Consider the following 23,141-nt stretch of genomic DNA (forward strand, 5'->3'; position numbering starts at 1 on the left):
TATTCATAGTAGAAATTAATCATAGTAAATAAAAATATTGGAGAATAAACATGACAATCAACCAACAACACATGCAAAAATCTGGCGCTTATAAAAACTGGATGGGCGTTGGACTGGTCGCCGCGGCATTGACGCTAAGTGCCTGTGGTAAAAAAGACGAGGCACCGATAGAGACAGCGCCAGCAGCCGATGCGCAGACTGCGGTAGAAGAAGAGGCGACGGGTGTGGCTACTGCCGGCAACTCTGACGATGTGGCGGTTGCAACGGCTGGTAATGATATGGCTGTGAGTAGCACGGATGATGTCGCTGTGGCAACTGCTGATGATGCAGAGATGATGGACGGTACTGGAAGCGAAGAGCACGTCTCAAGCTACTAATGTGGCAGATAAAACAGCGCCAATGCTATTAAAATGATAAAATGAGGCCCATAACATACAATCAGTTATGGGCCTCATTTCATAAAGGCTATTTATCGTCAAACGCCTTTTTATCGCTACGCTTTTTTCACTTTATGTTTTCACTCATATTTATTGGAAGTCTGCTAAACCATGCTTGATACTGCAAAGAACCCGACTCGACCTATCGCTTTAGACTTACAAGATATTCATAAAAGCTTCGGCTCATTGGCCGTACTGAAAGGCGTGTCTTTGACTGCCTATGACGGCGATGTTATCTCTATTTTAGGCTCGTCCGGCTCAGGTAAGTCGACTCTGCTTCGCTGTATCAATCTGCTCGAAAAGCCCAATCAAGGTCGTATCATCATCGGCAATGATGAGCTGATGCTAAAGCCAGCTAAGTCAGGCGAGTTGCAAGCGGCTGATATCAAACAGCTAGAACACTTACGCGCGCGTGTGGGTTTTGTCTTTCAGAATTTCAATCTATGGCCACATAAAACGATTATTGACAATATTATCGAAGGGCCAATACAAGTCTTAAAAATAAAAAAAGACCAAGCGATTAGCGATGCTGAAAAGCTGCTCGATAAAGTCGGTTTGCTGGATAAAAAAGACGCTTATCCGGCGAATCTATCTGGTGGTCAGCGTCAGCGTGTTGCTATCGCGCGCGCCCTTGCGATGCAGCCACAAGTGTTATTGTTCGATGAGCCAACTTCTGCCTTGGACCCTGAGCTGGTCAATGAAGTGCTTGCCGTGATGCGAGAGCTGGCAGCAGAGGGACGCACGATGCTGATTGTGACGCATGAGATGCGTTTTGCTCGTGACGTTTCTAGTAAAGTGGTGTTCTTGCACCAAGGCGTTATTGAAGAGATTGGTACGCCCGAGCAAGTCTTTGATAATCCTAAGTCTGAGCGTGTCAAAGACTTTATGGCCTCACATCGTTAAAATTAATCCATTGCTTAAATCTAGTAAAATTGCAATCTTAGCAATAAGTATTTAAAACGCCAAGATTACACATCAGTAAGTCCACCAATAGTAAGTTCACCAATGTTTTTATTACCGGATGATGACAGTCGGTATGCAAAACGTTTGTTTTTGATATTCTACTCAGGTATTATCAAAAGACCTATGGGCGGGTATTCATATCGCTTGCCCCTATATCTAAATATCTCACAGTCTGGATATCCAGTTACCTGAATCTGAGTGTCTTATCTGGCAGGGACGTCAGGGAAAGATAGATTAGAACGCTATAATCAGTCCTAAATAAAAGAAATACAAAGGTTATCAATCACTACTGAGGTTGATTTGCTTGCTGTGCCTACGCAAACAGAGGCTGCGAATAATTAGCCTGAGTGGTAGGGGTATTGTGCTCTTTTAAAAGTGGATCAACTGTATATTATAAATCATATTAAGAACCCATCAGAATTTAAGGAACGTATGATGTCGAATTCTCGCCTATTATGGTCATCAATGACCGTTACTGCCGCGCTTATGCTAGGTGCTTGTAGTGAGCCTAGCAATAAAGCTGCCAATACCAATGCAGATGCACCGGCAGCAGGAACCGCTGGCAAGACCATTCGTATCGCGACTGAGGGCGCATACCCTCCTTTTAACTATACCAATGCAGATGGCAGTTTGGCGGGTTTTGATATCGACGTTGCCAATGCTTTATGTGAGCAGATGCAAGCCAAATGTGAGATTGTCGCTCAAGATTGGGATGGTATTATTCCAGGTTTATTGGCGCAAAAGTACGATGCCGTTATCGCTGGTATGTCTATCACAGCTGAACGCCAAGAAAAGGTTGATTTCAGTGAGCCTTACTTTGCTAATACGATGGTTTGGCTGACCGACACCAAAGGCAGCTTTGATCCTAAATCAATCAAAAATCTGACGCTTGGTGGTCAACGCTCAACAACGCCGGGTGCTTATTTACAAGACAATTATGAAGGCAAAGATGGCAATACCGTTCAGCTTTATGATAATTATGACAATGCTTATTTGGATCTAAAATCTGGTCGCAGCGATGCTGTACTGGCTGAAAAAGTATCTGCCAAATCATGGTTAGCAGACAACTCTGAAGGCTTCGGTATTGTGGGTGATGAGATTGACAATGATGACAATATTGCCATTGCTGTCCGTAAAGGCGATGCACTCAAAGAAGATTTTAATAAAGCGTTGAGTGAAATTCGCAGTAACGGTGAGCTTGCCCGTCTTGAGCAGCAAAACTTTGGTCAATAAGCTTTCGTTAATGAGCTTTTGTTAATGAGCTTTCATTAATAAGCATTGATCGATAATGGCTATTGCGTAAACGGCACAGGTATATACGGCTATTAAATATATTAAGGACTAACAACTATGATAACTTCAATGACCTCGTCACTCACTAAAAAAGCCTTATGGTTAGCGCCACTTAGCGTTGCCATGCTGATGCTGGCAGGTTGTAATAATAGCGCTACACCAGTAGAAACTACTGAGGCAGACGCTGCAACTGATGCGCCTTTAAATATCAAAATCGCGACAGAATCAAGCTATAAACCTTTTAGCTATACCGATGCAGATGGTAAGTTAATCGGCTATGAGATTGAATTGGTTGATGCGCTTTGTGCGCAAATGAAAGCCAAATGCGAAGTTATCTCGCAAGATTGGGATGGACTCATTCCAGGACTGAATGCGCAGAAGTTTGATGCTGCCATCGCTGGTATGTCAATCACCCCTGAGCGTAAAGAAGTGGTCGAATTTAGCGACCCTTATTTTCATACTGGCATCATTTTAATCGGTAAAAAAGGTGATGATGTCAGTGTTGACGCTTTAAAAGGTAAGCCTATTGCCTCACAGCGCTCAACCGTTGCCTCGCAATATCTACAAGATAAACATGCTGATGCGGATATCAAACTTTATGATACCCAAGATAATGCGTATCTAGATCTAACGTCAGGTCGCGTGCGGGCGATGATGTCCGATAAAGTGACCGGTATTGATTGGCTAAAAACCGAAGCCGGCAAGGATTATGAAGTCAAAGGTCAAGAAATCAGCACCAGCGATGATGCCATGGGTATTGCTTTCCGTAAAGGCGATCCATTGGTTGCCAAATTCAATAAAGCCTTGGCTGAGCTAAAAGACAATGGCACTTATGATCAAATCACAGGTAGCTATTTTGGTACCAGCTCAACCGCTGCTGCTCAAAAAGCAGTCGCTGCTAATGATGTCAAAGAGGTCGTAGTTGTAGATAAAGGTAATATCGATGCTGATGCAGTAATTGCTAAAGAAGAGCAAACAGCAGCAAACTAGTATCTGTGTTGGCAAATATGTAGTGATCATAAATTTTGAGCAATACATATTTGCTAACGCGTATCAAAATTTTACGACGTAATAACCTCAAGGATGATTATGAGCAACCCTTTTGTCATAGGATCAGATTCAATGACCAATCAGCGGTTTTCAAAACCTATGCTCGCAGTAGCAGCACTTTTAGCCTTGGCAGGCTGTAGTAACGGTCAAAATCAGTCTAACGACAGTGCTAGCTCAGATGCCACTGAAACCGCTAAAACAGACTCGGCTTCGACAGATGATAATGTGCTGCGTATCGCTACAGAAGGTGCTTATGCGCCCTTTAACTATACCAATGCCGATGGGACATTGGGCGGCTTTGATATTGAGATTGCCAATGCTATCTGTGCAGATATGCAAGTAACTTGTGAGATTATGGCGCAAGATTGGGACGGTATTATCCCCGGTCTAAAAGCCGGCAAGTATGATGCTATCGTTGCGGCGATGTCGGTGACCCCTGAGCGCGCGCAACAAGTGGCTTTTACGGATCCATATTTTAGCAATACTCTGGTATTTTTGGCCAAAAAAGACAGCAGTTTTGATCCAAGCAATAGCAGCGATATCGACTCCCACTCTATTGCCGCGCAGCGTTCAACCATCTCTTCGCAGTGGTTAGAAAAAGCTTATCCAAAAGCGGATATAAAGCTCTATGATACGTTGAGCAATGCTTTTTTAGACTTGGGTTCAGGTCGCGTCGATGCCATGATATCTGACAAACTGCCAGCGATAGAATGGCTCAGCTCACCATCAGGTAGCAACTATGTGCTAAAAGGTGACGAGATTGATATCAATGATAATTTTGCGATTGCCGTACGACCAGGTGATGTACTGCAAGCCAAAATTAATACCTCATTGAGCAATATTAAAGCCAATGGTACTTACGATAAGATCAATCAAAAATACTTTGCTGTGCCAGCAAGTGCGACGCTAACAGAAGCGCCAGCTGTAGATAGTGCTACAAAATAAAGTCTCAGTAATATTCGTATTCATGAGCGCATTAATATTGTGCTAATAAGCATGAGGACATCGCCATTATGGTGATGTCCTTTTTTTTGTGCTACATATAGTTAAAATATCTCAAAAACGCTACAGTACTGCTGGTATAAATTTTTTGCAGCCTTTGTCTGCGTAGGCACAGCAAGCAAGAAAAATTAATATCAGCAGTACTTGATGTATCGATATTACTTTTCTCTGACTATATTTATGGACATGCTAGGTTTTTAGGTGTTATCAACCAACAGCTTTGCTCTCATTTGACTGAGTTATCGGTTTTTTAAGGATATAGATATCTATTTAGCCAACGCTTTTACACGTCAGTATTAACATAGCGGCGAATGAATATGATAAAATCAGCGCACTTTTCTACTGTGTCAATTATCACGGTAATAATCGTATCAATCTAGCGTTCATCTACGACGCAAATGACTTATATTTATTGGGTCTAAAGTACGTTTATTAACTGTATTCAGCTATTGATGCTGATTTTTTTAACTCATATTTTGCAATATTGCTAATATAAAGAGACTGAGTGGATAATTGTGTTTGATTTACAAGGATTTGGCGCGCTTTTATTAAGCGGCGCTACCGTCACCATACAGCTTGCCGTGACCAGTTTGATCATCGGCATGTTCTTAGGCTTGCTCGGTGCTACAGCAAAGCTGTCTAATGTCTGGCTGCTGCGCAAAATTGCGACTGTCTATACGGCGACGATGCGCGGTATTCCTGAGCTGCTATTGGTGCTTTTTATCTATTATGGCGGCTCTATATTGCTCATGAGCATCCTCAAAAAGTTCGGCTATAACGACTATGTCGAGATTAGTGCTTTTTGGGGCGGTGTGATGGCGTTATCTATCGCTTTTGGTGCTTATGCGACTGAAATCTTTCGCATGTCGATTCAAGAGATTCCGATAGGGCAACGAGAAGCAGCGCAAGCGATTGGTATGCGTCCGTTTCAGACTTTTCATCGCATTACCTTGCCGCAAGTATGGCAGATTGCACTGCCAGGTTTGGGGAACTTATTTTTGGTTCTGCTAAAAGATACCGCATTGGTGTCGGTCGTCGGTCTCAAAGATATCATGTATCAGTCCTCGCGCGCGGCGCAGTCAACACAGCAGCCATTTACCTTTTATATGGCGGCGGCGATTATTTATTTGGGTCTCACCATGCTGATTACGGGCTTTATGATGTGGCTTGAATGGCGTGCCAATCCAGCGGCGCGTTATGCTAAAAAGCTCAGCCGTCAAACCGCTCAACGTCAATCGACCATAGGATAAGGGGAAGACACTATGGATTGGAATTGGCAGGTTATTTTTGATCATATCCCAGACTTACTCGGTGGCGCGGTATTGACCGCTCAGCTGGTGGTGGTGTCAGGTATTATCGGGCTATTTTTTGGTTTGGTTTTGGCGCTGTTACGATTGTCCAAAAATTGGATGGTACAGATACTCCCTTTTCTGTACATTTTCTTTTTCCGTGGCACGCCGTTACTGGTACAGATATTTCTGATTTATTACGGTCTTGGGCAGTTTGAGGCGGTACGTAATTCGTTCCTATGGGAGCCAGTATTGAGCCAAGCTTACTGGTGTGCCATTATTGCCTTTACCCTAAATACCAGTGCGTACTTGGCCGAGATTATCCGCGGGGCTATCCAAAATATTCCGCTAGGCGAGCTTGAAGCTGCCGATGCAATCGGGATGTCAAAGTGGCAGAAACTCACACGTATTACGTTACCGCGTGCTTTTGGTATTGTCGTTCCGGCGTACAGTAATGAAGTTATTTTTATGCTAAAGGGCAGTGCGCTGGCGTCAACGATTGCTTTAATGGATATTACTGGTGTCGCTCGTACGATTAGTGCGCGCACTTATACCTTGATGGAGCTATTCTTCGCTGCCGGTATTGTTTATCTGTTATTGTCGTGGGTGATTCTATTTAGCTTTAGACTGTTTGAAAAGCGTATGAATCGTCATGCAAGCTATGTACCACCAGATGTGATAACGCATACGATTCCTTAATTGTTTGGCATTGATATGGCTGTAGAAAATGCTGCATTTATTGCTAATAAAAATATCCATAATTTTGCTGTGAGAGTCTAGTATGAGTCAATCACCACATATGTCGTTAGCGAATGCTATTGTTGCTGGTGTCAATAACGATAACAACGTTAAAAACGTTGATGAGCGCTTACGTGCGCCTATTGGCAAGGTCGTTTGTGTTGGCCGTAATTATGCAGAACACGCACGTGAGCTTGGCAATGAAATACCAAAATCGCCCATCTTATTTATGAAGCCAGCATCGTCCGTGGTCAGCGTGCATAATGATATTATCCGTCCAAATCCAGCGCTATATGGCGACACTCATTACGAAGCAGAGCTATGCATTCAACTGGCAGCCGACTTATCCGCAGCAACGATTGAACAAGCAAAGCAAGCGATAGGTGGCGTGACATTAGGGCTTGATTTGACCCTACGTGACTTGCAAAGTAAGCTCAAAGAAAAAGGTCATCCTTGGGAGCGGGCTAAATGCTTCGATGGTGCTTGCGTACTTGCTGATTGGCTTGATCCGCAAGTATTTGGTGATTTCAGTCATACCGACTATCAGCTCTATATCAATGATGAGTTGAAGCAAGATGGCGATAGCGCCCTAATGCTGTTTTCAGTGTATGAGCTACTGGCAGAGATTAGCCATGCTTTTAGCTTGCAAGCAGGTGATGTCATAATGACTGGTACACCAAGTGGCGTTGGTATATTGCAGGCAGGTGATGCGCTAACATTCAAGCTCAGTGACCATGAATGGCAGGTGCAAGTTCGATAATTTTTTATAGAAGCAGTATCGTATAAGTTTCCAAATACATTGACTATATCAAAAAATCCCAAGTTCACACTTGGGATTTTTTATTTATCTGGTTTTCAACGTACTGTCATAAACACTCAGTAGACTTGGGCATAATTCGTATTTTGATGATTGCAGACACAAGACCGCAATCAAATTTTTCATGCCAATCAAGCCTAACAGCAAGGTGACTGATGATGACATTACTGAATAATAAACAACCACTTGCCCATGAAGTCGTTGAAGATTCCAATCCAACCAACAATATCGATTTTCAAACGATTATTAGTCGTCGTTTAAACCGACGGAGTATCCTAAAAGGTGGCACAGGATTGACGGCGGCGGCGTTTTTTGGCGCGCTACCTTTGGTCGGCTGTAGTGACGACGATGACAATAACACTGTAAATCCTGTCAACAATAATGGCAATGATGCTGCTATCCCTGCACAAGGTGATCTCAAACGTCCCGAAACTTTGAAGTTTACCGCAGTGGCGCATTCCACTGCCGACACGATGAGCGTGGCAGCAGGCTATAAAGCCGAGATGATATTACCACTTGGCACGCCGCTGATATCTGGTATTGATGATTGGAAAGACAATCGTGAGCAGTCAGCAGAGTCATTCGAATGGCGTATGGGTGATAACCATGATGGCATGTGGTTCTTTGGCAAAAAGGGCGGTGCCTATGACGTAAAAGCGTCGGAAAATGGGCTGCTGGTGATGAATCATGAATATGTCAATAGCAGCGAGCTGAGCCCGTTTGGTTATCATGTAATCCAAGATAATAACGCCGCACCAATCTTTCAAAATCGTCGCCTCGCAAGCGACGTGCGCCGAGAGGTCAATTGTCATGGGGTGGCTGTGGTCGAGATGAGCCGCCGCGCCGATGGAATGGGCTATGAGATGGTGCGCGATTCAAAATACAATCGCCGTATCACCAGCAGTACGACTGCGCAATTGACCGGGCCAGTTGCTGGTTCTGATTTGGTTAAGACCAAGTTTGATCCAACGGGCTTTCAGACTCGCGGCATCAATAATAACTGCGGTGCAGGATTGTCACCTTGGGGCACTTATCTAACGACAGAAGAAAACTTCGTAGGGGTCTTTGCCCGTGGGCAAGATGCCACCCAACTCAGCGCTGCGCAAAACTATGGTCGCGAACGCTACGGAGCGACTGAGAACTTCCCCGGTTGGGAATATCTATGGCATACCCCTGAAGCCAAAGATGCCAAGATAGTAGACGAGTTTTCACGTTGGGATATGACAGCCGTCGGTGCGAGCGCTGCTGATGATTATCGAAATGGTTTTAATACCTTTGGTTATATCACCGAGATTGACCCTTTTGATCAAAACTCTATGCCCCAAAAACGCACGGCACTGGGACGTTTTGCTCATGAAAATTGCGCTTATGCGCCCGTTGAGCAAGGCAAACCCGTGGTCTTTTATATGGGCGATGACGCTCGGGGCGAATATATCTATAAGTTTGTTTCTAAAGCCACATGGTCAACTGCTGACATTGGCGGCGGCCTAAAAGCCGGTGACAAGTATTTGAATGATGGCACGCTCTATGTTGCTATCTTTAATGAAGATGGCAGCGGTAAGTGGCAACCTCTGATTCATGGTCAAAACGGGCTAGACGCTTCTAATAGCGAGTTGCCATTTAATGGACAAGATGAGGTCTTAGTATTTGCCCGTGCTGCGGCAGATGCAGTCGGTGCGACCAAGATGGATCGTCCTGAATGGGTGTCTGTTAGCCCTATCACTGGTGAGGTTTATGTCACCTTGACCAATAATAAACTTCGCGGCGTACGTGATGACCAACCAGTTTCAGCGTCCAATCCACGCAGTTATGATGCGGGTGGTAAAGCACGCGGCAATGACAATGGTCATATTATTCGCTGGGCAGAAGCAGGCGGTGACCATGCGGCAATAAGTTTTGAGTGGGATATCTATTTATTTGCTGCGCCGAGTGATTTGTCAGCAGAGAACTTATCGCAATTAAACGACAGCAATGATTTGTCCTCGCCAGACGGTTTGTATTTTGACCCACGCGGCGTGTTATGGATTCAAACCGATGATGGCGCTTATACTGATACCACGAACTGTATGTTACTAGCCGCGCTACCGGGTAAAGTCAGCGATGGCATGCTTACCACCACTTCGGCGGGGCAACAAACTCGAGTCGGTATGCCTGCCAGTAATGATAATATCAAACGTTTCTTCGTCGGTCCTGAAGGCTGCGAAGTGACCGGTATTACCATGACTCCAGACTTTAAAACATTATTTATTAATATTCAGCACCCGGGTAATAATTGGGGCGCTGTTGCTGGAGGCAGTATTCCGCGCTCAGCGACCGTGATGATTACACGCGAGGATGGTGATGTCATATTGGCAGAGTCTTTTGTCTAGGTAGACATCCGCATTAGCAATGATGGCTCTTAATAAACATAAAAACCTCAAGTCATGACTTGGGGTTTTTATGTTTTGGGCGATAGCCGGTAGTGTGCAAGCTTGGACGTTAAAAGATTCAGTACTTCTTTGACAATAAACGTCCTTGATATAGTCAGTTAAAAACAATATCGACACATGATGTACTGCTGGTATCAATTTTTCTTGCTTGCTGTACCCATGCAGATAGAGGCTGCAAAAAATTTGCACCAGCAGTACCATAGCGTTTTTAGAGTATTTTGACGATAGTTAAATCCTTTTCTTCTGTTTAGCTCATTTACAGGCTAGTATGTAAAGCTACTTTAATCGCTTGATGTGTCATAATTATGCTCAGTCCAAAACCGCTAAACTCTATTCATGATTTATTTGCGACGGCTCGGCGTCCTTCTGATGAGGAGGAATCTGCTATCGACGCAGGATTCCAAGGCGACGTCTATGAAGAGCTTGATAAACTTGACTATATCTATGTGGATGAGACGACCGCAGAAAACGTTGATAACAGTGACACTCAGCCATATAAGCCAATCTCTTTGGTTGATTTCTTTGAAGGATTGGCACAGCTTGCGACCATGGGTGTGGTTGAGGTCACGGATATTGTAGAGGCTGTCCACCGCGAGATTCTATTGCGTCCCTTAGGACGTTTTAATGATGGTAATATTGACCAGTGGCAGCGCGGTATCACGGGGCGTATTTATGGTGTGGTACGCACTACGATGCAGTTGGTTGGTAATAATTTAGCGTCAGGGCTGCGTCTATATAACAGTGTTGTAAAGCCAAAAACAGTACAACCATTACCAAAGAACTTGCGACGCATGGTTAATATACTAAACGGAGTCATGGGCGATCATCTTGTCAATCATCATAATCCATTGGCAGTTTCGATGACTCTGTATGATACGTATAATCGTGTGCAAAGCGCTGCGTTGTCAGGGCGTGTTATTATTTTATGTCATGGGCTTTGTTTAAGCCACTTAAGCTGGAAGGTATCTGGCGAGAATAATTTGGCAAAAGCGCTCATGTATAGCTTGCCATCATCGACCGTTTTGTATTTAAATTACAATACCGGTCGACGCATCTCCAGTAATGGACGCAGCTTTGCTAAAGTTCTGCAAAACTTGGTTGAAGATAACCCAGACATCACTCAGATTGATCTAATTGGTCATAGTATGGGCGGTCTTGTGAGCCGTAGTGCGCTGTTTTATGGCAAAGAACAGGGTTTTAGCTGGGTCAAACGGGTGAGCAATCTTATTACCTTAGGCTCGCCGCATCATGGCGCAAGCTTAGAGCGCATCGGCAATTTTGTTCAAGATAAAATAGCCAATTTGCCCTTTGCAGGATCACTCGCCACGTTGGGTGATTTGCGTAGTGCTGGTATTATTGATTTGCGCTATGGCAGTATTCGCGATGCTGACTGGAAGTTTTTAGAAGGGCGCAGCGTCCTCCCAGCAGAGTTCCGCCATCCTACTCGCTTGCCTTTGCATGTGAATACTTATTTAATTGCGGCCGCCTTGATCGAGACTCATTTTGAATCTAAAACCACAAGCTTACTGGGCGATGGACTGGTTTCGGTAGAGTCGGCACTCGGTGAGTATACCGAAGAGCATACTTTGTCGGTACCAGAAGGTCATAAAGCGATTTTTTATGGGGTCAATCATATGAACCTAATCTACAGCGGTAGAGTGCATCAGCAAATCATTGCTTGGCTCTTAGATAGTAGTTTAGGTGATGCGCATGAAGCAAAGTATGCGCTGAACCCGCGTATTTATTCTTATCCAGAAACCTATGAGATTTAAAATAAGAAGACTAAAAAACCCTCAAGCATGACACTTGAGGGTTTTTTTATGACTGTATACTTAAATCAATGAAACCAAAGACTACTCAGCAAAGATCGCCGCAATATCGTCATGATTAAATTTATAGATCTCACCACAAAATCCACAATCCATCTCAAAGGTGCCGTTTTGTTCTGCAACGATATCTAAGGCTTCTGTTTCGCCGATTTGCTCAATGGCCATCTCACACTTCTCGCGTGAACAGGTGCAGCCAAACGATAGCGGGATAGGCTCAGGGGCAACGACTTTTTCTTCGTTGTATAAGCGATACAAAATCTCATTGCTATCAAGCGTGGTCAATTCTTCTGCTTTTAGCGTGCGTGTCAGTACAGACAAGCGTGTCCACAAGTCATCATCGATACCAGCATCTTCATTTTGCTCAACTTCGTAGGTTTCTTGAGCGGTACGCGGCAGCATTTGCACCAATATACCTCCCGCTTGTAGGCCGTCAGATGCCAAGTTAATCAGCGTTGGAATCTGCGCCGATTGCTTTTGATAATGTGCCAAGCAATCTGCCAAATTGTCATGGCTACGCTCAACAATACCTTGATACGGCTCGCCGCCATCCGGTTGGATATTGATAAATAACACGCCTTGACCGGTAGCACCCAGCTCAGCGAACGCTTCTTTGGCATGAAGCATATTGTCCCACGCTTGCATGTGCTCGTCAGTATCACCTTTCCAGCTGGCAAGGGCGCGGATAATACCGTTTTGATCGCATTCAGCCATCGCCCAATTGAGCAAGCTATCACTATCTGATGATTGCAATTGAATCGACAAGCGACCATTGATTTTAACGGTACCAATCAGCAAGCTTGCTGCTGTCAACATCTCGCCTAGTAAGCGTTTGAGTGCTTCAGGATAAGGCTTTTGCGCAATGGTCGTCGCATAGCTACGCGATAGGCGCACCACATCACCGCGCACAGGAGAATCTTCAATAAAAAAGCGTTGGCGAATGTCATTATCATGTATAGAGTCAGCGTTTTGCTCATGAGCAGTCGGGGTTTGGGTATCTTGTGTCATAGGTCGTTTATAAGATTAAGAAGTTGCTAGCTTTATGGGGATAGATACAGATTTATCAATTATATTGGCGAGATTGCTGACGTAATGAGCGATGTTTGGAAAGCCTGAGTTTTGCTATCAATCTTAGTAAATACCTACTATATGAATGACGTTAAAGCTTGTTTTATCTAAGGATTCTCATCCTCAAGAAATTGAAAACATAAGAGAGTCGGCTGAGTAAAAAAGTTTACCCTCATCAGTCAATTTGTTGTACAGTAACATTAAGTTGCATAGTAATAAACAACAGCAACAGCACGGATGCATAGCAATAGAGCTCATAAGCGCACATTGATAGCGTTTTTTACGGTCTCTATCGCACTTAAATGTTATTCCAATCTTGTGGCAATGTGATAAAAGGACATAAATCATGACTTACTCTCTTTCTACCTCTCTTTCTACCTCTATATCCAAACCGTTAACGTTGGTTGCCTTCATGGCACTAGGCCTAGTAGGCTGTAATAATAATAGCCAAACCAGCATCGAGGCGACGCCAGCAGATGGGGCAACCACCGAGGCGACATCAAATACCAATGGCACCTTAGATAAAATCAAAGAATCAGGCACCATCGTCGTCGGTCACCGTGACTCTTCTATTCCGTTTTCATACATCGCTGATAATCCTAACCAGCCAATCGGCTATGCGCATGATTTAGAGATGAAAGTGGTAGAAGCGGTCAAACAAAAGCTGAATATGCCAGATCTAAAAATTCGTTATAACCTTATCACCTCACAAACGCGCATCCCATTGGTACAAAACGGCACGGTAGATTTTGAGTGTGGTTCAACGACCAACAATGCAGAACGCCAGAAACAAGTCGCCTTCTCAAACGGTTTCTTTGAAATCGGTACGCGTTTATTGACCAAAAAAGACTCAGGTATCACAGGTTTTGATGATTTAAAAGGTAAAACCTTGGTCACGACTGCGGGTACAACCTCAGAGCGTTATATTCGTGAATACAACGCTGATAAAAAGATGGATATCAATGTCATCTCAGCAAAAGACCATGGCGAAGCCTTCTTGATGCTAGAGAACGGCCGCGCTGATGCCTTTATGATGGATGATGTGTTGCTTGCGGGCGAAAAAGCCAAAGCAAAAAATCCAGATGAATGGGTTATTGTCGGTGAGCCACAATCGTTTGAGATCTATGGTTGTATGATGCGTAAAGACGATCCAGAATTTAAAGCCGTGGTCGATGAAGCATTAGCCAATGTCTTTAAGTCAGGTGAGATCAATAGCATCTATGACAAATGGTTCTTAAATCCAATTCCACCAAAAAATGTCAATCTAAAGTTTGAGATGTCAGATAACTTAAAAGCCTTGATTGCCAATCCACATGATAGCGATCAGCCAAAAGTAGCGACTGCGCAATAACGCTCCTTGTCCCTCAACATAGCATGCTTACGCGTTCAGATTGTTTGTCAAATTTCTTGATAGCAGTCTGAAAGCGTGGGCTTTTTAACCGTTGCTCGGAGAGACAATTATGAATTATAGCTGGAACTGGGGTGTGCTCTTTGAGCAGACCGGTATCGGTAGCGAGCTGTATATCCATTGGATGATTACGGGTCTCGGCTGGTTGTTATTGATTGGCAGTATTGCATGGGCAATCGCCATGGTGGTTGGTACCATCTTTGGTATTATGCGCACCTTACCCAATAAAGGCGCGCGTGCTATTGGCACCGCTTATGTGACGTTTTTCCGTAATATCCCTTTATTGGTACAATTATTTTTTTGGTTTTATATCGCCCCAGGTTGGCTCACGCCATCCATACAAGAGTGGTGGTACAAAGACTTGTCTCCCAATACCTCAGCCATGCTGTCAGCCAGTATTGGTCTTGGGTTATTTACCGCAGCCCGTATTGTTGAACAAGTGCGTACCGGTATCGAGTCGCTACCTCAAGGACAAATCAATGCCGCCTACGCACTTGGCTTTAGCATTCCGCAAGCTTATAAAGAGGTGCTGCTGCCACAAGCGTTTCGGGTTATCTTACCGCCGCTGAGCTCAGAGCTGACCAACTGCTTTAAAAACGCTTCGGTTGCATCGTTAGTAGGGGTAATGGAGCTGATCAGTCAGACCAAAACCATCAGTGAATATACCCAAAATAGTCTTGAGATTTATACCTATGCGACCATTATTTATCTGGTGTTCAATCTGTCTTTAATTGCCATTATGGGCTTTATTGAACGTAAATTGCGTGTGCCAGGGCTAATTGCAGGGAGTCAAAAATGAATATGATGACCGAACTTGCAACTGCCTATCCCGGTTTGATGGGTGGCATGCTGACGACTTTAAAAGTATTGTTTTTAGCCATCTTAGGCGGTATCAGCTTAGGGACGGTATTGGCATTGATGCGCTTGTCTGGTATCAAAGCACTTGAAATACCTGCTAAGCTATACGTGAATTATTTCCGCTCAGTCCCGCTACTGCTGGTGCTGCTGTGGTTTTATTTTGCCGTGCCGATGATTTATTTTTGGGTCGCTGGTAAATACCTGCAACTCGATACAGCCTTTACCTCGTGTGTAGTCGCCTTTATGATGTTTGAAGCGGCATACTTTTCAGAGGTGGTGCGCGCGGGTATTCAATCTATCGGCAGTGGGCAGGTCAATGCCGCCAAAGCACTTGGCATGACCTATGGGCAAACGATGCGCTTGATTATTTTGCCGCAAGCATTTCGTAAGATGCTGCCACTGATTTTACAGCAATGTATTATTTTATTCCAAGACACGACATTGGTTTTTGCGATTGGTTTGACAGATTTCTTCCGCGCCGCCTATGTCCGCGGTGAGTTGATGGGTTTATTAACGCCCTATATATTAGGGGCAGGCGCTGTTTATTTTGTTATCAGTTTGAGTGCCTCTATTGGCGTACAACAAGTACAAAAGCGTTTAAGGTTTTAATAATTTTTAATAAATCCGTATCGAAACCTGTGCATTAAGAGCTTTATTCAATAATGATGAAAATAATGTGGTTAGGAGCCAGTAATGAATGAGCCAGTGATGAATAATGCTGACACGTATACAAATAAATTTGGCGGACTGGTCACCAACACTGGTCATGCAAGCGATGAAATCGTTATCCAAATAAGTGATGTGAGTAAATGGTACGGTGATTTTCAAGTATTGACTGGCTGTAGCGCCCATGTACATAAAGGCGATGTCGTCGTCGTTTGTGGTCCATCAGGCAGTGGCAAATCGACTTTGATAAAAACGGTCAACGGACTAGAGCCTTTTCAAAAAGGCGAGATTATGGTCAGCGGAATCTCCGTTGGCGCGCCAAAGACCAATTTACCCAAACTTCGTAGTAGTGTTGGCATGGTATTTCAGCACTTTGAGCTGTTCCCGCATCTGACGATTATTGACAATTTAACGGTTGCGCAAATTAAGGTGTTAGGTCGTAAAGAAGCGGAAGCCAAACAAAAAGCCATGGCATATCTAGACCGCGTCGGGCTAACAGCGCAAGCGGCAAAGTACCCCGCTGAGCTGTCCGGTGGGCAACAGCAGCGTGTCGCGATTGCTCGTGCGTTGGCAATGGATCCAGTGGCAATGCTCTTTGATGAGCCAACTTCAGCACTTGACCCTGAGATGATTCAAGAAGTGCTTGATGTCATGGTTGAGCTAACCCGTGAGGGCATGACCATGATGTGTGTTACCCATGAGATGGGTTTTGCCAGTCAGGTGGCTAACCGTATCATCTTTATGGATGAAGGTCATATCGTCGAGAACTGTAGTAAGGATGAGTTTTTTGAAGGGGCAAAAAGTGAGCGCGCTCAGATGTTCTTATCGAAGATTCTTAATCATTAAGTTTATCAATCACTGACTATATTTTTTTCGTAAAAAATGCGCCTATTATGGGTGCTTTTTTTGTGCTAATAGAATAGGGACTGTTTAGAATTCGCCCCTGTTATCGGTATGAGTGACTACGTATAGTCAGAGAAAAGTAATATCGATACATCCAGTACTGCTGATATTAATTTTTCTTGCTTGCTGTGCCTATGCAGACAGAGGCTGCAAAAAATTTATATCAGCAGCACTGTAGCGTTTTTGAGATATTTTAACTATAGGTGAATAGGTGAGTGAATGTCTGTTTACTGATACAATAAGCGTAATGATATTTGGCAAAATCGAATAAACACAATCGTTAACTTCATTGGAGCTTATATGAGTGCAGAACTTCCATCTACATCAAAAGGTATTGTTATCATTGGCGCAGGTTTGGCAGGCTGGCATGTTATTGATGCGATTCGTGCAAAAGACAAAGACATCCCGATTACCTTGATAACTGCCGATAGTGGCGATCGTTATCACAAGCCTATGCTGACCATGGCCATTAGCCAAAAGAAAAGCGCGGCAGACTTGGTGCGGGCGACGGGAGTTGATGCAGCAAAAGCGGCACAAGTGACCCTCCTTGCCAATACGCAAGTAACAGATATTGACGCTGCCGCTCAAACGGTACAGCTTATCTCAGCGCTGCGCTCAGATCCCGTTTATACCAATTATGCAACGATCAGCTATGACAAGCTGGTCTTAGCAATGGGTGCGCATCCTATTTTTCCAAAAAGCCTACCAGAGGAGTTGGTCTGGCACGTCAATCATATTGAGCGCTTTGGGCAGTTACAAGAAAAGCTGGCAGCTGGTAGTCAGCATGTCGCTATTATTGGTGCTGGTATGGTCGGTACTGAGATTGCCGAAGACTTATTAAAAGCAGGTCATCAAGTGACATTGATTGATCTAAATGATGCGCCACTATCACAAATGCTGCCAACAAAAGCCACTGCGCGTATCGCGGCAGCGGTCCAATCGCAAGGAATTAACTTTTTGGGCGGCTATCAGGTATCTGGTGTTATTCGTAACAGTGAAGGCAGTAATGATGGAAAGTTGCAAGTCAGCTATGAGCCAATTGTACCGACCACAGATAGTGAAGACTCTAAACAAGCAGGTGCTACGCAGTCTGAGACATTAGTCGTTGACCATGTGATTGCCAGTACAGGTTTGACCGTCGATGGTAAATTGCCAACCGCCGCTGGGGTTGATTTTAATCGCCGCACCGGTATCGAGGTTGACGCACCGACGCTGCGTACTACTACTGATAATATTTATGCGATTGGTGATTGTATGTCGATTAATGGCGTTGCCTGCCGCTATGTCGCACCACTGCGTGCGCAAGCCGCAACCATTGCTGATGATATCTTAGGGTTAGAGCATAGCGGCTATGACCATAAACCACCGATGATTCGCCTAAAAAATAAAGCAATTTCGGTGATGGTAACGGGTGTACCGCAAGCGAATGGCAATTGGCAAGTCACCAGCGAAAGTGACGATGAGCTAATCATGGATTTGCTTGATGATAATAATGAAGTCAGTGCGACAGTAACGATTAAAACGCCGCCAACGGTAACAGCGTAATAATTGTAAAAGTTCCTTTAACTCAAACTCACTGTTTTAACTTTTTAGTCTACCTTAGATTTTTAAGTTGAAAATGTTCTAACAGTTAGTGCTAATTGAAAAGCCAGTCACGTATCAGTAGCATGACTGGCTTTTTTGTGTCAAATATTTGCCATATTTTTATGCTATCTTTAATAAAGATGTTTTTAGTAGATGCTAATTAAATGATACGAATTGTATTGCTATGATTGACAGGCTTTCATTGATAGCGTTATAGTAGTTCACACGATGTAAGACCTATGCAAGGAAGAAAGACTTGTCTATAGGCGATTAATAAGCACGATTGATAAGTGCCGTAAAAAGTAAAACGAAAGGACTCGTTATGACTCAAACTATTGACTTCGATAGCATTCTAAATAATATTCCCAGTATCAACATGGGTGCGCGCTCAGCAAATGCGCCCCTCACCCAAAGCTATGACAAAGGTCCTGATGTGCCACTGATTGAAGCAACCATCGGTGATTTCTTTGATGCTATCGTCTCCAAATATCCTGAACGTGAAGCGTTGGTCGTTCGTCATCAAAACATCCGTTGGACGTATCATGAGCTGCAACAGCAGGTCAATCAGCTGGCGAGCAGTATGATTGAGATGGGGCTTGAGATTGGCGACCGCATCGGTATTTGGTCGCATAACAATGCCGAATGGCTGCTCATGCAATTAGCAACCGCAAAGATTGGCATCATTCTGGTCAATATCAATCCTGCCTACCGTACTTTTGAACTGCAATATGCGTTAAATAAACTCGGCTGCTCAGCATTGGTGCTGATGCGTCATTTCAAAAGCAGCGACTATGCGCAATTAATCCGCGAGCTCTGTCCTGAGATTTATCATAAAAACTACACTCAACTGGATTTGGTCGAAATACCTACGATTGAGCGTATCATTTGGATTGATGAGCCAGATAGTGAAGAAGAGTTTCACTTTATGCAGAAGTTCTCTGCATGGATGGCGGAAGGCGATGCTAACGATCCACGAGTGGCGGAGCGTCAAGCGCAACTTAAAAATACCGATGCTATTAATGTGCAATTTACCAGTGGCACGACAGGTACACCAAAAGGCGCCACGTTAAGTCATCGTAATATCTTAAATAACGGCTATTTTATCGGTGAGGCGATGAATCTCACTGAAGAGGACAGGCTGTGCATTCCAGTACCTTTATATCATTGCTTTGGTATGGTACTTGGTAACTTGGCGATTCTCACGCACGGCGGTTGTATCGTTTATCCGAACGATGGTTTTGAGCCATTGTCAGTATTAAAAGCAGTCGAAGAAGAGAAATGTACGGGTCTCCATGGCGTGCCAACGATGTTTATCGCTGAGCTTGACCATCCTGAATTTCAGAACTTTGATTTATCGACCTTGCGTACCGGTATTATGGCAGGCTCTAGCTGCCCGATTGAGGTCATGCGCCGTGTCATTGATGAGATGCATATGAAAGAGGTCACCATTGCTTATGGTATGACCGAAACCAGTCCCGTATCTTGTCAGACCAATGAACATACGCCACTTGATAAACAAGTCTCGACCGTTGGACTCGTGCAGCCAGCGCTTGAAGTCAAAGTGATTGATACCGAAACAGGTGAAATTGTGTCCTTAGGCGAAACTGGTGAGCTGCTTACCCGTGGTTATTCGGTGATGAAAGGCTATTGGGGCAGTCGCTTTAAAACGCGCGAAGCTATTCAAGATGGTTGGATGCATACGGGTGATTTGGCAACCATGGACGAAGACGGCTATGTCAAAGTCGTCGGTCGTAGCAAAGATATGGTCATCCGTGGCGGTGAAAATATCTATCCAGTAGAAGTCGAGAACTATCTATACCGCCATCCTAAAATCCGTGATGTACAAATCGTTGGCATACCAGATAAGCGTTATGGCGAAGTATTGGCCGCTTGGATTATTCCTAAAGAAGAGGGCTGCTTGACCGAAGAAGAAGTACGCCAATTCTGTAGCGAGCATATTGCCCACTATAAAGTGCCGACCTATTATCGCTTCGTTACCGAGTATCCAATGACCATTACCGGTAAAATTCAGAAATATAAAATCATTGAGCAGATGAAAGAAGAATTGGGTTTGTAGTCCATTCGATTATTATTTTTACCTTATTAAAAGTTAGTGATACGAGTACAGACCAAAATAACGGGCAGTTAAAAAAATCGCATAAAAAAGCTACTCGCATTTACGCATCAAAGAAAAGGGATATCATGAGCGCCATCATAACCAGTAAATTGAGTCCAAACGCTGCTGAATTTCAGCAAAACGCTACTGCCATGCAAGAGGTCGTAGATGACCTGTATATACACCTGCGTAAAGTCGCCCAAGGTGGCTCAGAGCGTGCGCGAGCTAAACATTTGGCGCGTGGCAAGCTGTTACCTCGCGAGCGTGTTGAGCGTTTACTTGATGTCGGAACGCCATTTCTAGAAGTGGCGCCGATGGCAGCGCACGATATGTACGGCGAAGAGATTCCTGCGGCTGGCGTGATTGCCGGTATCGGGCGCATTAACGGTATCGAGTGTATGATTGTCTGTAATGATGCCACGGTAAAAGGCGGCACTTATTATCCGATGACTGTCAAAAAACATCTGCGTGCACAAGAAATTGCGCAAGAAAATCATCTACCGTGTGTTTATTTGGTTGATTCGGGCGGTGCAAACTTACCCAATCAAGATGAAGTATTCCCTGATAAAGAGCATTTCGGGCGTATATTTTTTAATCAGGCGAATATGAGTGCCGCTGGTATTCCACAGATTGCCGTGGTAATGGGCAGCTGTACCGCAGGCGGCGCTTATGTACCAGCAATGAGCGATGAATCTATTATTGTCAAAGACCAAGGGACTATCTTTTTGGGTGGTCCGCCACTGGTAAAAGCAGCAACCGGTGAAGAGGTCACGGCAGAAGATTTGGGCGGTGGTGATGTACATACGCGTCTATCAGGTGTGGTCGATCATTTGGCGCAAAACGATACGCATGCGTTATCGATAGCGCGTAATATCGTCAGCCATTTAAATCGTCCTGCTAAGCAAATCCCAAATCAAATCAAACCGCTTCCACCGCGCTATGATGCCAAAGAGCTATACGGCGTTATTCCAACCGATAAGCGCAAGCCATTTGATATCAAAGAAATCATCGCCCGTATCGTTGATGACAGTGCTTTTGATGAATTTAAAGCGCGCTTTGGCACGACGCTGGTTTGCGGTTTCGCTCATATCGAAGGTATGCCAGTTGGTATTATCGCCAATAACGGCATCTTATTTAGTGAGTCAGCACAAAAAGGTACGCATTTCATTGAGCTGTGCTGTAAGCGCAAAATTCCACTCATATTCCTACAAAATATCACCGGCTTTATGGTCGGTCGTAAATATGAAAACGAAGGTATTGCTCGTCATGGTGCTAAGATGGTGATGGCAGTGGCGAATGCAAAAGTACCTAAGTTTACTGTTATCGTTGGTGGCTCATTCGGTGCTGGTAACTACGGTATGTGTGGACGTGCTTATAGTCCGCGCTTCTTATGGATGTGGCCAAATGCGCGTATCTCTGTCATGGGCGGCGAGCAAGCAGCATCGGTATTGGCAACGGTTAAGCGTGATAACTTTGACCGTAAAGGCGAGGCGTGGAGTGATGAAGATGAAGCAGCGTTTAAAGCGCCAATACGTGACATGTATGAAGAGCAAGGTCATCCTTATTATGCCACCGCTCGTCTATGGGATGACGGCGTGATTGATCCTGCTGATACGCGTAACGTATTGGCATTAGCGCTTAGTGCAGCTCACAATGCTCCTATCGAAGAGACGACTTTTGGTGTCTTTAGAATGTAAGAGTTTTAATGTCTGCCCATAATAAGTTTTTTTCATTATAAGAGGCTGCTGCGACAACTTTTTAAGAAGTACGATTTGTACATCTGCATTCGGTTTCCTTGTATTAGCATTATTATGGATTGACCCAGAGTTTTTTAAGTATTTACATAAAAAATATAGAGAAAGCTATGACAAAAGATATTAACGAAAAATCTGACAATTATAAAAGTTTATTGGTTAACGTTGAGCAGTATGTGGCGACGGTAACTTTGAATCGTCCTGAAATACGTAATGCCTTTAACGATGAGATGATTGCCGAGTTGACTGAGGTATTTAATAATCTTGGCGCTAACGATGAGGTACGTGTCATCGTTTTAGCCGCTGCTGGAAAAGCCTTTTGCGCAGGTGCGGATTTGAACTGGATGCGCGCGATGGCAGATTATAGTTATGAGGAAAATCTAGCGGACGCCGATAAATTGGCGCAAATGCTCAAGACTATTTATGAATGTCCAAAACCAACGATAGCTGCTATTCAAGGGGATGTGTATGCAGGCGGTATGGGGTTGGTTGCGGTTTGTGATGTGGCAATCGCTGTAAGAATTGCCAATTTCTGTCTTAGCGAAGTACGTTTGGGATTAGCACCTGCAACCATTAGCCCTTATGTGATACGCGCATTGGGTGCCAGAGCATCGCAGCGTTACTTCTTAAGCGCTGAAGTGTTTGATAGTAAAAAAGCCCGTCAGCTTGGCTTTATCCATGAGCGCGTCAGCGAAGAGTCACTGGACGATGCGGTTGAAGCATTCTGCGCCAAAGTAGTCAAAAACAGCCCTGAAGCAGTTAAAACCTGCAAGCGTTTATTACATGACGTCGCAGGTGCACCGATTACCGATGAACTGATTGCTGATACGGTTAAAGGTATTGCCGATATCCGCTCATCAGAGCAGGGTAAGGAAGGCGTGCAAGCATTTTTGCAAAAACGTCAACCTAATTGGCTGATAGCTGATTAATGATAAAAATC

At 44.2% G+C, this 23,141-nt stretch carries 19 protein-coding genes; 18 read left to right on the plus strand and 1 reads right to left on the minus strand.

Translation table 11 applies throughout. From position 1 onward, the window contains the following. Positions 1 to 50 precede the first annotated feature (50 nt). From JMW90_RS10835 to JMW90_RS10880, 10 genes are all read left to right on the plus strand, one after another. The gene (locus tag JMW90_RS10835; protein ID WP_201564091.1) at positions 51 to 377 is read left to right on the plus strand and encodes a hypothetical protein; all 327 of its coding nucleotides are present in this window, start codon (positions 51 to 53) and stop codon (positions 375 to 377) included. A 171-nt stretch (positions 378 to 548) separates the two neighbouring features. Next, positions 549 to 1,340, plus strand: coding sequence for an ABC transporter ATP-binding protein (locus tag JMW90_RS10840; RefSeq protein ID WP_201564093.1), 792 nt, complete (start codon positions 549 to 551; stop codon positions 1,338 to 1,340). A gap of 492 nt (positions 1,341 to 1,832) precedes the next feature. After that, positions 1,833 to 2,633, plus strand: a complete 801-nt coding sequence (locus JMW90_RS10845) for a transporter substrate-binding domain-containing protein (protein ID WP_201564095.1) — start codon at positions 1,833 to 1,835, stop codon at positions 2,631 to 2,633. 117 nt (positions 2,634 to 2,750) lie between these two features. Next, positions 2,751 to 3,683: a transporter substrate-binding domain-containing protein gene (locus JMW90_RS10850; RefSeq protein WP_201564097.1), complete on the plus strand. Its 933-nt coding sequence runs from the start codon at positions 2,751 to 2,753 to the stop codon at positions 3,681 to 3,683. A gap of 99 nt (positions 3,684 to 3,782) precedes the next feature. Further along, on the plus strand, positions 3,783 to 4,688 hold the full coding sequence (locus tag JMW90_RS10855) for an ABC transporter substrate-binding protein (RefSeq protein ID WP_201564099.1): 906 nt from the start codon (positions 3,783 to 3,785) through the stop codon (positions 4,686 to 4,688). 572 nt (positions 4,689 to 5,260) lie between these two features. Then, positions 5,261 to 5,995, plus strand: coding sequence for an ABC transporter permease (locus tag JMW90_RS10860; protein WP_201564101.1), 735 nt, complete (start codon positions 5,261 to 5,263; stop codon positions 5,993 to 5,995). Positions 5,996 to 6,007: 12 nt separating this feature from the next. After that, positions 6,008 to 6,733, plus strand: a complete 726-nt coding sequence (locus JMW90_RS10865; RefSeq protein WP_201564103.1) for an ABC transporter permease — start codon at positions 6,008 to 6,010, stop codon at positions 6,731 to 6,733. A gap of 82 nt (positions 6,734 to 6,815) precedes the next feature. Further along, positions 6,816 to 7,532 carry a fumarylacetoacetate hydrolase family protein gene (locus JMW90_RS10870; RefSeq protein WP_201564105.1) on the plus strand — a complete coding sequence of 239 codons (717 nt, stop codon included), beginning with the start codon at positions 6,816 to 6,818 and terminating at the stop codon, positions 7,530 to 7,532. Positions 7,533 to 7,747: 215 nt separating this feature from the next. Beyond that, positions 7,748 to 9,958, plus strand: a complete 2,211-nt coding sequence (locus tag JMW90_RS10875; protein WP_201564147.1) for a PhoX family protein — start codon at positions 7,748 to 7,750, stop codon at positions 9,956 to 9,958. Between the two features lie 365 nt (positions 9,959 to 10,323). Continuing rightward, on the plus strand, positions 10,324 to 11,790 hold the full coding sequence (locus tag JMW90_RS10880; protein ID WP_201564108.1) for a PGAP1-like alpha/beta domain-containing protein: 1,467 nt from the start codon (positions 10,324 to 10,326) through the stop codon (positions 11,788 to 11,790). Between the two features lie 81 nt (positions 11,791 to 11,871). On the opposite strand, the gene hslO is transcribed toward JMW90_RS10880, so the two are convergent. Further along, on the minus strand, positions 11,872 to 12,852 hold the full coding sequence (gene hslO, locus JMW90_RS10885) for an Hsp33 family molecular chaperone HslO (protein ID WP_201564110.1): 981 nt from the start codon (positions 12,850 to 12,852) through the stop codon (positions 11,872 to 11,874). Positions 12,853 to 13,324: 472 nt separating this feature from the next. On the opposite strand from hslO, the gene JMW90_RS10890 reads away from it, so the two are divergent. The 8 genes from JMW90_RS10890 to JMW90_RS10925 all read left to right on the plus strand — a co-directional run bounded on the left by JMW90_RS10890 (position 13,325) and on the right by JMW90_RS10925 (position 23,130). Next, positions 13,325 to 14,263 carry a glutamate/aspartate ABC transporter substrate-binding protein gene (locus JMW90_RS10890; protein ID WP_379607676.1) on the plus strand — a complete coding sequence of 313 codons (939 nt, stop codon included), beginning with the start codon at positions 13,325 to 13,327 and terminating at the stop codon, positions 14,261 to 14,263. Positions 14,264 to 14,372: 109 nt separating this feature from the next. Beyond that, positions 14,373 to 15,119, plus strand: a complete 747-nt coding sequence (locus JMW90_RS10895; RefSeq protein WP_201564114.1) for an amino acid ABC transporter permease — start codon at positions 14,373 to 14,375, stop codon at positions 15,117 to 15,119. Then, positions 15,116 to 15,787 (plus strand): ABC transporter permease subunit, encoded by a 672-nt coding sequence (locus JMW90_RS10900; RefSeq protein ID WP_201564116.1) that lies wholly within the window; start codon positions 15,116 to 15,118, stop codon positions 15,785 to 15,787. The genes JMW90_RS10895 and JMW90_RS10900 overlap by 4 nt, the downstream gene beginning before the upstream one ends. Before the next feature lie 84 nt (positions 15,788 to 15,871). Then, positions 15,872 to 16,690, plus strand: coding sequence for an amino acid ABC transporter ATP-binding protein (locus JMW90_RS10905; RefSeq protein ID WP_227691943.1), 819 nt, complete (start codon positions 15,872 to 15,874; stop codon positions 16,688 to 16,690). Positions 16,691 to 17,047: 357 nt separating this feature from the next. Then, on the plus strand, positions 17,048 to 18,292 hold the full coding sequence (locus tag JMW90_RS10910; RefSeq protein WP_201564118.1) for an FAD-dependent oxidoreductase: 1,245 nt from the start codon (positions 17,048 to 17,050) through the stop codon (positions 18,290 to 18,292). A 361-nt stretch (positions 18,293 to 18,653) separates the two neighbouring features. Further along, complete coding sequence (locus JMW90_RS10915) at positions 18,654 to 20,408, plus strand: AMP-binding protein (protein WP_201564120.1); 1,755 nt, start codon at positions 18,654 to 18,656, stop codon at positions 20,406 to 20,408. Positions 20,409 to 20,533: 125 nt separating this feature from the next. Next, positions 20,534 to 22,144: a carboxyl transferase domain-containing protein gene (locus JMW90_RS10920; protein ID WP_201564122.1), complete on the plus strand. Its 1,611-nt coding sequence runs from the start codon at positions 20,534 to 20,536 to the stop codon at positions 22,142 to 22,144. 167 nt (positions 22,145 to 22,311) lie between these two features. Further along, positions 22,312 to 23,130, plus strand: coding sequence for an enoyl-CoA hydratase/isomerase family protein (locus JMW90_RS10925; RefSeq protein WP_227691944.1), 819 nt, complete (start codon positions 22,312 to 22,314; stop codon positions 23,128 to 23,130). Positions 23,131 to 23,141 lie beyond the last annotated feature (11 nt).

The organism is Psychrobacter glacincola (assembly GCF_904846215.1).
GTDB lineage: Bacteria > Pseudomonadota > Gammaproteobacteria > Pseudomonadales > Moraxellaceae > Psychrobacter > Psychrobacter glacincola.

Bases quoted from the DNA above. Each gene is read 5' to 3' on its own strand.
- JMW90_RS10840 (WP_201564093.1), top strand. From the start codon at position 549: ATGCTTGATACTGCAAAGAACCCGACTCGACCTATCGCTTTAGACTTA.
- JMW90_RS10835 (WP_201564091.1), top strand. From the start codon at position 51: ATGACAATCAACCAACAACACATGCAAAAATCTGGCGCTTATAAAAAC.
- JMW90_RS10900 (WP_201564116.1), top strand. From the start codon at position 15,116: ATGAATATGATGACCGAACTTGCAACTGCCTATCCCGGTTTGATGGGT.
- JMW90_RS10925 (WP_227691944.1), top strand. From the start codon at position 22,312: ATGACAAAAGATATTAACGAAAAATCTGACAATTATAAAAGTTTATTG.
- JMW90_RS10865 (WP_201564103.1), top strand. From the start codon at position 6,008: ATGGATTGGAATTGGCAGGTTATTTTTGATCATATCCCAGACTTACTC.
- JMW90_RS10875 (WP_201564147.1), top strand. From the start codon at position 7,748: ATGACATTACTGAATAATAAACAACCACTTGCCCATGAAGTCGTTGAA.
- JMW90_RS10890 (WP_379607676.1), top strand. From the start codon at position 13,325: ATGGCACTAGGCCTAGTAGGCTGTAATAATAATAGCCAAACCAGCATC.
- JMW90_RS10870 (WP_201564105.1), top strand. From the start codon at position 6,816: ATGAGTCAATCACCACATATGTCGTTAGCGAATGCTATTGTTGCTGGT.
- JMW90_RS10880 (WP_201564108.1), top strand. From the start codon at position 10,324: ATGCTCAGTCCAAAACCGCTAAACTCTATTCATGATTTATTTGCGACG.
- hslO (WP_201564110.1), bottom strand. From the start codon at position 12,852: ATGACACAAGATACCCAAACCCCGACTGCTCATGAGCAAAACGCTGAC.
- JMW90_RS10845 (WP_201564095.1), top strand. From the start codon at position 1,833: ATGATGTCGAATTCTCGCCTATTATGGTCATCAATGACCGTTACTGCC.
- JMW90_RS10850 (WP_201564097.1), top strand. From the start codon at position 2,751: ATGATAACTTCAATGACCTCGTCACTCACTAAAAAAGCCTTATGGTTA.
- JMW90_RS10915 (WP_201564120.1), top strand. From the start codon at position 18,654: ATGACTCAAACTATTGACTTCGATAGCATTCTAAATAATATTCCCAGT.
- JMW90_RS10905 (WP_227691943.1), top strand. From the start codon at position 15,872: ATGAATGAGCCAGTGATGAATAATGCTGACACGTATACAAATAAATTT.
- JMW90_RS10920 (WP_201564122.1), top strand. From the start codon at position 20,534: ATGAGCGCCATCATAACCAGTAAATTGAGTCCAAACGCTGCTGAATTT.
- JMW90_RS10855 (WP_201564099.1), top strand. From the start codon at position 3,783: ATGAGCAACCCTTTTGTCATAGGATCAGATTCAATGACCAATCAGCGG.
- JMW90_RS10895 (WP_201564114.1), top strand. From the start codon at position 14,373: ATGAATTATAGCTGGAACTGGGGTGTGCTCTTTGAGCAGACCGGTATC.
- JMW90_RS10910 (WP_201564118.1), top strand. From the start codon at position 17,048: ATGAGTGCAGAACTTCCATCTACATCAAAAGGTATTGTTATCATTGGC.